Source organism: Synergistaceae bacterium (assembly GCA_017540085.1).
Lineage (GTDB): Bacteria > Synergistota > Synergistia > Synergistales > Aminobacteriaceae > JAFUXM01.
The window spans coordinates 22,439-30,951 of record JAFYBQ010000010.1 but is presented as its reverse complement, the minus strand read 5'-3'; the positions used below and the strand labels follow the sequence as shown (position 1 = coordinate 30,951).

The 8,513-nt window shown below is 50.4% G+C and carries 7 protein-coding genes; 4 read left to right on the top strand and 3 right to left on the bottom strand.

Features of this window, described 5'->3' with window-relative positions; translation table 11 throughout:
- The first annotated feature begins 136 nt into the window (after nucleotides 1–136).
- From IKQ95_01790 to IKQ95_01780, 3 genes are read left to right on the top strand one after another with little or no spacing between them, the layout of a single operon-like run.
- Nucleotides 137–1,816 (top strand): nucleoside kinase, encoded by a 1,680-nt coding sequence (locus tag IKQ95_01790; GenBank protein MBR4195426.1) that lies wholly within the window; start codon nucleotides 137–139, stop codon nucleotides 1,814–1,816.
- Nucleotides 1,813–2,394: a TIGR03936 family radical SAM-associated protein gene (locus IKQ95_01785; GenBank protein ID MBR4195425.1), complete on the top strand. Its 582-nt coding sequence runs from the start codon at nucleotides 1,813–1,815 to the stop codon at nucleotides 2,392–2,394. Before IKQ95_01790 ends, IKQ95_01785 begins: the two co-directional genes overlap by 4 nt.
- The gene (locus IKQ95_01780) at nucleotides 2,391–3,866 is read left to right on the top strand and encodes an Rne/Rng family ribonuclease (protein ID MBR4195424.1); all 1,476 of its coding nucleotides are present in this window, start codon (nucleotides 2,391–2,393) and stop codon (nucleotides 3,864–3,866) included. The genes IKQ95_01785 and IKQ95_01780 overlap by 4 nt, the downstream gene beginning before the upstream one ends.
- Nucleotides 3,867–3,884: 18 nt before the next feature.
- Here the strand turns inward: IKQ95_01780 and IKQ95_01775 are convergent, their stop codons facing one another.
- The 3 genes from IKQ95_01775 to IKQ95_01765 form a co-directional block, all read right to left on the bottom strand.
- Complete coding sequence (locus IKQ95_01775) at nucleotides 3,885–4,985, bottom strand: DUF2157 domain-containing protein (protein ID MBR4195423.1); 1,101 nt, start codon at nucleotides 4,983–4,985, stop codon at nucleotides 3,885–3,887.
- Nucleotide 4,986: 1 nt separating this feature from the next.
- Nucleotides 4,987–6,933, bottom strand: coding sequence for a methionine--tRNA ligase (gene metG / locus IKQ95_01770; GenBank protein MBR4195422.1), 1,947 nt, complete (start codon nucleotides 6,931–6,933; stop codon nucleotides 4,987–4,989).
- A 131-nt stretch (nucleotides 6,934–7,064) separates the two neighbouring features.
- Nucleotides 7,065–7,235, bottom strand: a complete 171-nt coding sequence (locus IKQ95_01765; GenBank protein MBR4195421.1) for a hypothetical protein — start codon at nucleotides 7,233–7,235, stop codon at nucleotides 7,065–7,067.
- A 47-nt stretch (nucleotides 7,236–7,282) separates the two neighbouring features.
- Here IKQ95_01765 and IKQ95_01760 point away from each other — a divergent pair, with 47 nt between their 5' ends.
- A complete protein-coding gene (locus IKQ95_01760) occupies nucleotides 7,283–8,239 on the top strand; it encodes an aldo/keto reductase (protein MBR4195420.1) in 957 nt (318 codons plus the stop codon).
- Nucleotides 8,240–8,513: the final 274 nt, after the last annotated feature.

Below are 8,513 nucleotides of genomic sequence, written 5' to 3'. Positions count from 1 at the left end.
GTGTGGTGTGGTGTGGTGTGGTGTGGTATTATACACGGCCATGCTAAATATGTCAAGCCCCTTTCTTTATGATGTTTACGGTATTTGAAGGTATATTATAATATCATAAATTTTCACGAAAGGTTTTATTAGTTCAATGGCATTTACAGTTTGCGTATTAACAGCAGCCGCAAAGCGCGACACATACATAGCCAGCTACATAGCAGGAGAAGCCCCCGTAACAGGCCATGACGTTATGGAGGAAATGATAACAAAGCACGACATGCCGCAGCGTAGAGTCATTGCGTGGTTCGTCAATAACTACACGCGCCCGCTTGACTGGGTTGTGGATGAGGATGCTACCGTAGAATTTATCACATCAACTTCACCCACAGGGCAGAGAATCTACAAGCGCACATTAGGATTTGTGCTGATTATAGCCTGCGCGAGGGTATTAGGGCGGAAAGCTGTCCTGCGTCATTCAATCGCAGATTCTCACTACTGGGAGTTTGATGACGGCCCCGTGACTCAGTCTGACGTTGACAGAATCAAGGCCGAAATGAGCGACATAATACGCCGCGACTCAGCAATCACCCGCGAGATTCTCACAATCGACAAAGCCCGCAGAGTCTTTCAGCGTCAGGGAGAGCCGGAAATAGCCGAGTTATTCGTGAGGGCGAATCTTGACCCCGTGGAGGTGTACAGGTGCGGAGACCGCTACGGGTATTTTTGCGGAGGGCCGTTAGCGTCTTCAACAGGTGCGTTGCGGATGTTTGACGTTGTACTCTACGAGCAGGGAATGTTGCTGAGATTCCCCCGTCCTGATGCCCCCGACAAAATGCCAGAGCTTAAATTAGATCCGTCAATGGGAAAAGTTTTCTTTGACTATGCACACTGGCTTCAAGTCTTGGATTTGAACTACCTGAACAAGCTACACAAGCGCGTAACAGAGGGACGCATTCAAGAATTAATATTAATCGCGGAGGCTTTCCACTCTCAGACACTCGGAAATATCGCGGAAGATGTAGCCTCAAGACCAGTGAAGGTCGTAACAATCGCAGGCCCTTCAGGTTCAGGAAAGACTACATTCTCCGAACGTCTCAAAGTTCAGTTGATGGTTTGCGGAAAAACTCCCGTAACACTTCCCCTCGATAACTATTTCAAGGAGCGCGAAGATTCCCCGAAAGATGAGACCGGCGAATATGACTACGAGAGATTAGACGCATTAGACCTCGAACTGTTAGGGGATAATTTGACGCGGATATTATCGGGGGAGGAAGTTACGACACCTGTCTACAATTTCATTACAGGCAAGAAAGAGCCGGGGAAGGTCATAAAGCTGAAGCCTTCTGACGTTCTCATAATGGAGGGCATTCACGGCCTCAATGATCAGATTTTGGACATGATACCGTCCGCCGGGCGTTACGGGATATTTGTGTCGCCTCTGACGGGGATATGCATTGACCCTCACAACAGGACAAGCACGAGCGACAATCGGCTGTTACGCAGGATAATACGCGATTACAGGACGCGGGGGAAATCGGCGCAGGTTACGCTTGAAGTTTACCCGAAAGTAATACGCGGGGCGAAAAAGTATATATTCCCCTACAGGAGCCGGGCAAATGCCATCTTCAACTCGTCATTGCCGTATGAGCTTGGAGTCCTGAAGCCGTATGTCGAGCCGTTATTGCACACTGTTGACGAAAATTCGTCCGTGTTCAGCGAGGCATTACGATTGCTGAATATACTGCGGTTCGTCCCTGCCCTGAACAATGACGGGATCCCGAACAACTCAGTAATACGCGAATTTATCGGCGGGAGCTGCCTCGATGTATGACACGGATACGCCTGATATACTCAAAGCGCGGGGGGGCATGTTTCGTCCCTCATATAGCACTGGCGCAGATGTTCTCACGCTCTGCCTCACGCGCAGGACTCTCCCTCGAAATGACGCAGGGCTTCTCGCCCCGCCCGAAAATCTCATTCGGCCCGGAGCTTCCCGCAGGAGTCGTTGCCCTCAATGAGCCGGCTGACATGTATTTTTCTGACGCTCCCGAAAATATTATCCCCCTCATGAATGACGCTCTCCCGGAAGGTTTTTCCATTTCACGCGCAATTTTCCCCCCGGAAGGCTCGCCTAATCTCGGAAAACTCTGCAAGGCCGCCGAATATCTCATCCGTACCACGAATAACGCTGACATTTCCGGCATGGCCGCAAGTTTCTGGGCGGACTCGGTCATTCTCGCGGAAAATGATTCCGGCTGGCTCCGTATCATCGTCTCAGACCCCGCGCAGAATCCCATAGGCGGACTCATTCGTCATCTCATCGGGCAGAATGTCATATCGGGGTGGCATGAGGTGAACGCTGTGCGAGTCGCGGTCGGGCAATATGATTCAGGGAGCGTGAAATTATGACGGGCGTTAAAGTTGTGGCTGACGTTCGCGAGATTGAGCAGTCAAGAATCGCATTGCTTGAGGACGGGAAATTAGCCGAGATATTTATCGACTTCACAGAGGATTCTCACGAGGTCAGGCAGGGGGACATCTTCAAGGCGCGTATTGAGTCTCTCGTCCCTGCCATTGATGCCGCGTTCGTGAAACTGTCGCCGAAATCCCCCGGAAAGCTCAAAGGTGCTAACAACGCTTTCATTTACGCCAATGAAATCCCGTCAGCAAAACCCGGCCATGAAGTAATCGTGCAGGTTGTCCGAAATGCCCGTAAGAACAAAGCCCCCCGCGTTACAGCAAATGTTTCACTCCCAGGACGCTGGCTCGTCTTAGTCCCGGACTCTGATGAAGCCGGAATATCCCGCAGAATTTCAGACCCAGCCGAACGCAAACGCCTCAAACTTTTTGCCGACACCCTGAAAGCCGAAATCCCGCACGGCATAATCATACGCACCGCCGCGCAGGGAGTCAGCGAGGAATATTTACGGTCTGACCTTCAGTCGCTCATAGAATTATGGCAGGAAATCTCACGGAAGGCCGCCATGACTCCCGCTCCTTGTATGCTGTATAAAGACCTCGGCGCACTGGGAAGAGTTTTGCGCGATGAGATACCCGGCAAAATTGACGAGATTATTATTGATGACAGAGACGAATATATTAATGCCCGGAAATTTATTGATACTTTCTATCCTGAACGCCCTGACGTTAAATTATATGACGGAGTTACGCCTGTGTTTGACGTTTTCGGGATTGATGACGAAATAAGGAAGGCAATCGACAAAAAAGTGTGGCTGAAATCCGGCGCATATTTGGTGATTGACCAGACGGAAGCACTAACCGTTATCGATGTGAATACAGGCAAGTTCACCAGCGCACCCGATATGAAGCACACTGTCCTTGCGACTAACATAGAGGCCGCCGGAGAAATTGCACGTCAACTGCGTTTGCGGTCAATCGGCGGGATTGTCGTTGTTGATTTTGTTGACATGGACAGCGAATCAGACAGGCGCGAATTGTTATCACAGTTTCAGAAATTCTTAGACCACGACAGAATGAAGCCGAAAGTTTTCAGCCTTACACGCTTGGGACTCGTTGAGCTTACGCGGAAAAGAGAGCTTCCCGACCTCAAGAGCATTCTCATGCGCTCCTGCCCTTTGTGCGGGGATAATGGATTTGTTGAGCGTGAAGAGAATATAGCCATGTCGATAAAGAGATTCATACGCAAGATTACGGCCTCAAACAATGCCGCGGCGTTCGTCATTCAGACAGACAAACACACAGCCGAATATATAGCGCAGTTTCTCGGAACATGGCAGGAGGAGTTTGGCAGGAAGATTTTTGTTACGGGGATTAACGGAATGACGCGGGGAAAATTCCGGCTTGAGTTTCAGGGGAATATTTCTGACGCGGAGAAAATCGCAGGCAGTACGCAGAGTTGATACGCACTGCCCGCAAAATTATTTCTTTGTGAAAAGTCTGCTTATCCGCCCGAAAAATATTGCGCCCACAAGCAGAATTATTCCCGCCGCCGTGAAGCCCCATGCCTTTGGGAGAAAGCCGAAAAGGTGATCAAAGAAGTATCTTCCCGCAAGTATCACGCAGAACGCCGAGCCGACTCCCGAATGACCCCGCCAGATATTAGCGAGCAATAATCCCGCGACTATCACAGCATTCACGACAGGCAGAATATTGCGGTATGACTCAAACTCACCGCCCCGCCAGAACATCGGCCATGTCAGCAATAACCCGAACACGCCGACCATCAGCAAGCCAAGAGTCTGACAGTCAGAATTTTCCGCAAGGAACGACATTACAGCCCCCGAAATCACGAGAATAATTAGCGTCCACGTTCCCCCTAGACATAAACTCATACGCGAGGCAAGAAGCAGCACTGTTATCATCACGCAAAGCATGAGGGCTGCTCTGTCCTTCACCGCAAAATATGAAGCCCATAACGCCGCCAGCAACGCGAACGCGCTCCAAGGGGTGAAAAATTCCGTCAGCGGAAGTATTGCCGTCCTCACAAAATACAGGGCGAATGCGTTTATTGCTTCCGTCTCATTCATCCATATCAGCGACAACGCGCAGGCCAAGTACACCTGCCACTCATCCCGGAATATCACGGACGTTATTATTACCTGAATGACCCAGTAGCAGAGAAATTCAGCCAGCGTTATAGGGATGTCGTACATGTGGGTGATTAGGTATATCCCTCCGCCGAATATCGCCGATGACAACAGCAGGAAATATTTTCCCGCCCGTCCTGATTTCTTCACGGTGAAGAGATACGCAATCAGCGAAATCACATAAGCCCCCGCAATCAGCCCGACACGTATAATTTTGTCGATCTCGTGCCAGTGCGCAAGGACAAAGCTGACTCCGCCCAGTCCCAGCAAAATTAGCCCCGCCGTAAGCATGACCATCCGCAAATTTCGCGGCTTCACCTCGTACAGGGACATTATCGCGGATGCCTGTTCGCCCGTGATTATTTTCTCCTCAACCCATCCGGCTGCCTCTGTGCTGAGGAAGTCCATCTCCTTTTGTCGGATTGACTGCATACTAGCTCACCCGGCTCCCTAACGGTATATCACTCTCAGGCGTTATCAGTGTGAGCTGCTCCGATACTCCGTCCTTCTTGACGCTTGCGGCCAGTATCATCCCATTGCTTTCGATCCCGCAGAGTTTCGCGGGCTTGAGGTTCGTTACGAGGATTACGCGCTTCCCGGTCAGCTCTTCCGGCGTGAAGAACGCTTTTATTCCCGAACAAACAACGCGGGACTCATAGCCTAAATCAACCTCAAGTTTATACAGCTTCTTTGAGCGGGGAATCTCCTCGCATTTCGTGATACGGGCGACTCTCATCTCTACCGCTTTGAACGACTCTATCCCTATTTCCGGCTCATGTTCAATTTCTGCTGACTGTGATTCCTCCGCTGACTTTGCTTTTTCCTCTGTCAATTTCTGTTCCTCCTTTGCTTTTTTCCACGCCTCAATGTCTATTCTTGGGAATAATACTTCAGACTTCCCGACAGAATTTCCCGCGCCCTTTGCCCATATGAACGAGTCATAACGCGCCGTGTTAGGGTCATCCTGAATGCCGAGCTGAGTCCAGATTCTTTTGGCGGTTGACGGCATTACGGGAGCTATCATCATGGCCGACAATCTCAGAGCCTCATAGAGATTCAGCAGGACGAAATCAAGCTTTGCTGACTGCGACTCATCTTTGGCCAGCTTCCACGGGGCTGTCTCGTCAATAAACTTGTTCGCCCGCCCGATAAACTCCCATATTGCTTTGAGTGCCTCGTCAAAAGCATAGTCATTCATGGCCGAGTCGACACGCTCAAGAACTTTCACCGCCATTTCTGACAGCTCGGAAGGCTCATCACTGCCCGGAACGATTCCGCCCCTGTATGTGTCAATCATCTTCAGCGTTCGGTTAAGGAGATTGCCGAGATCGTTGGCCAGGTCAGAATTAATCCGCCCGACTAGCGCAAGCTCGGAAAAATCGCCGTCATTCCCGAATGGTACTTCCCTCATCATGAAATACCTGAATGCGTCCGCGCCGTAATTCTTCACCATCTTGAACGGGTCAACAACATTCCCGCGTGTCTTGCTCATCTTCTCGCCGTCAACAGTCCACCAGCCGTGAGCAAAAATTTCCTGCGGCAATTCGACTCCCAGCGCAAGAAGCACAAGCGGCCATGTTACGCAGTGGAAGCGGATAATGTCCTTGCCTACCATATGACGCACTGAGGGCCAGTAGCGTGCGAATTTCTCCGGGTCATCGAGATAGCCTGCGGCGGTGATGTAGTTCACGAGAGCGTCAAACCAGACGTATATCACGTGATTTTCGTCGCCCGGAACAGGAATGCCCCATTTCAGGGTCGTGCGTGAGACAGACTGATCACGGACTCCCGATTTCAGGAAGCTCATAATCTCGTTGTAGCGGATTTTCGGCATGACTCCCCGTAAATTTCTCTCGTAGTACTCTATGAGCTGAGGGACATATTTCGAGGCGCGGAAAAAGTAGCTCTCTTCCTCCATGATGATTAACGGCCTTCCGCAGTCGGGGCAGGTATGATTCTCGCCCATCGCGTTTTCGGGGACATAGGTCTCACAGGGGACGCAGTAATACCCGGAGTAAGTCCCCTTGTAGATGTCGCCCTGTTCCATTAGCTTGGAGAATACAGCCTGCACCGTTCGTATATGGCGGTCTTCCGTTGTGCGAATGAAATCATCATTGCTTGCGTCAAGTGCCGTGCATAAATCCCGGAAGGCAACGTGAATACGGTCAACGAGTTCCTGCGGTGTAATGCCTTTGTTCGCCGCGGCGGTCTGAATCTTCTGCCCGTGTTCGTCCGTCCCCGTCAGGAACATGACATCATAGCCCTTCATGCGCTTGTACCGGGAAATTACATCACATGCCGTTGTTGTGTATGCGTGGCCTATGTGCGGAATGTCGTTGACGTAATATATCGGCGTGGTTATGTAGAATGATTTATCCATTTGATTATCAGCCTTCTTTTTGTGTGGAATAATGTTAAATATTGGATTGCCGTATTGATTCCCGTGCTTGTAACTTTATGTATACGGTTGTTTCTGGCTAATCTCTCTTTATCTGCCGCTGAAGTATTATATTATACGGCGCAATTCATTGAGACGATAAGGACGCACCGCAGTGAAAATTTTTGCGCCCCGACTCCTGACCCTGCCCGCTGACCTTCAGGAATTATACAGCTCCGGCCGGGCTTGTACGCAAAACACAAAACCGCAGGAATTACGCAAGTCTTCAACTCAGCTTCAAGCATGTAAAATTCAGGCCATCTACAAAATATTAACGGAGGGAAAAATCGCAATGATACCCCAAATAGCTTTAGGCGCGTGGGCATGGGGCAATGACGGAACATTCGGCAATGACCTCACAGAAGAAGAGCTGCGCCCGGTCTTTGAGGCCGGACAGAAAGCGGGACTCAATTTATGGGATACCGCGTTTGTTTACGGGATGGGAAAATCCGAGCATGTACTAGGGAAATTTCTCCGCACAGTTCCGCGTGAAAGCTATCTCATCTCAACGAAATTCACGCCTCAGTGCGCGGATATGTCAGCAGAAAATCCGGTTACGGCCATGTACGAAGGAAGCGCAGAAAGACTCGGCACAAAGTTTATCGACTACTTCTGGATTCACAATCCTCTGGGCGCGCCGGAATGGACACGGAAATTAATCCCCCTCGCAAAATCCGGGAACATCGGCAAAATCGGACTGTCGAATCACAATCTCGCGGAGCTTAACGAGGCAGCAGAGATTCTCGCGGCTGAAGGGCTGAAAGTTTCGGCGGTTCAGAATCATTACAGCCTCCTCAACAGGTCATCAGAATATTCCGGGATTCTCGAATGGTGCAGAAAGAACGGCGCAATATTCTTCTCATACATGGTGCTTGAGCAGGGCGCACTGTCCGGGAAATACAGCACCGCTCACCCGTTCCCGAAAGACAGCGCAAGAGGCCAGGTCTACAACCCAGTAATGACTCAGCTTGACGCGCTAAATTCGGCCATGAAGGAAATTGCTGACGCTCACGGAGTCGGAGTCGCTCAATTGCCCGTAGCGTGGGCAATCGCAAAAGGGACTCTGCCTATTCTCGGAGTAACGAAAGTAAAGCACGTTGAAGACGCTGTGAAGGCCGCCGGGCTTGTTCTGACTGACGGCGAAATGAGAGAGCTTGAAGCACTTGCGGACAAAGCCAACATTAACACCGTAAGAATTTGGGAGAAAGAGGTAAACAACCCCACGCCTAAAGGTAGGGGCTTGCGGTGAAGTCTGGCACATGGTCTGAACGTCTGAGCCTCGAATATTTCCGCCTCAGAGTACCCTTATTCGCCGGGGCTGGCTTACTTCAGCCTCTATACGGTAGAACGCGAAAGTTCACCCGTTTACGTTGTCAAGCACAGTGTGTGCAATCGTTTTTGAAACAGAACGGCTAACTGTTTTGCCTAAAGTCGCTTAAGATTTTCCAGACAGAGCGTTTTGTCCGTCCAATCTCCCAACCTTAACTCATTAAAGGCTGGAGAAATTATATCAAACAAAGGAA

Bases quoted from the DNA above. Each gene is read 5' to 3' on its own strand.
- IKQ95_01775 (MBR4195423.1), bottom strand. From the start codon at position 4,985: ATGCAGTCAATCCGACAAAAGGAGATGGACTTCCTCAGCACAGAGGCA.
- IKQ95_01780 (MBR4195424.1), top strand. From the start codon at position 2,391: ATGACGGGCGTTAAAGTTGTGGCTGACGTTCGCGAGATTGAGCAGTCA.
- IKQ95_01790 (MBR4195426.1), top strand. From the start codon at position 137: ATGGCATTTACAGTTTGCGTATTAACAGCAGCCGCAAAGCGCGACACA.
- metG (MBR4195422.1), bottom strand. From the start codon at position 6,933: ATGGATAAATCATTCTACATAACCACGCCGATATATTACGTCAACGAC.
- IKQ95_01760 (MBR4195420.1), top strand. From the start codon at position 7,283: ATGATACCCCAAATAGCTTTAGGCGCGTGGGCATGGGGCAATGACGGA.
- IKQ95_01785 (MBR4195425.1), top strand. From the start codon at position 1,813: ATGACACGGATACGCCTGATATACTCAAAGCGCGGGGGGGCATGTTTC.
- IKQ95_01765 (MBR4195421.1), bottom strand. From the start codon at position 7,235: ATGCTTGAAGCTGAGTTGAAGACTTGCGTAATTCCTGCGGTTTTGTGT.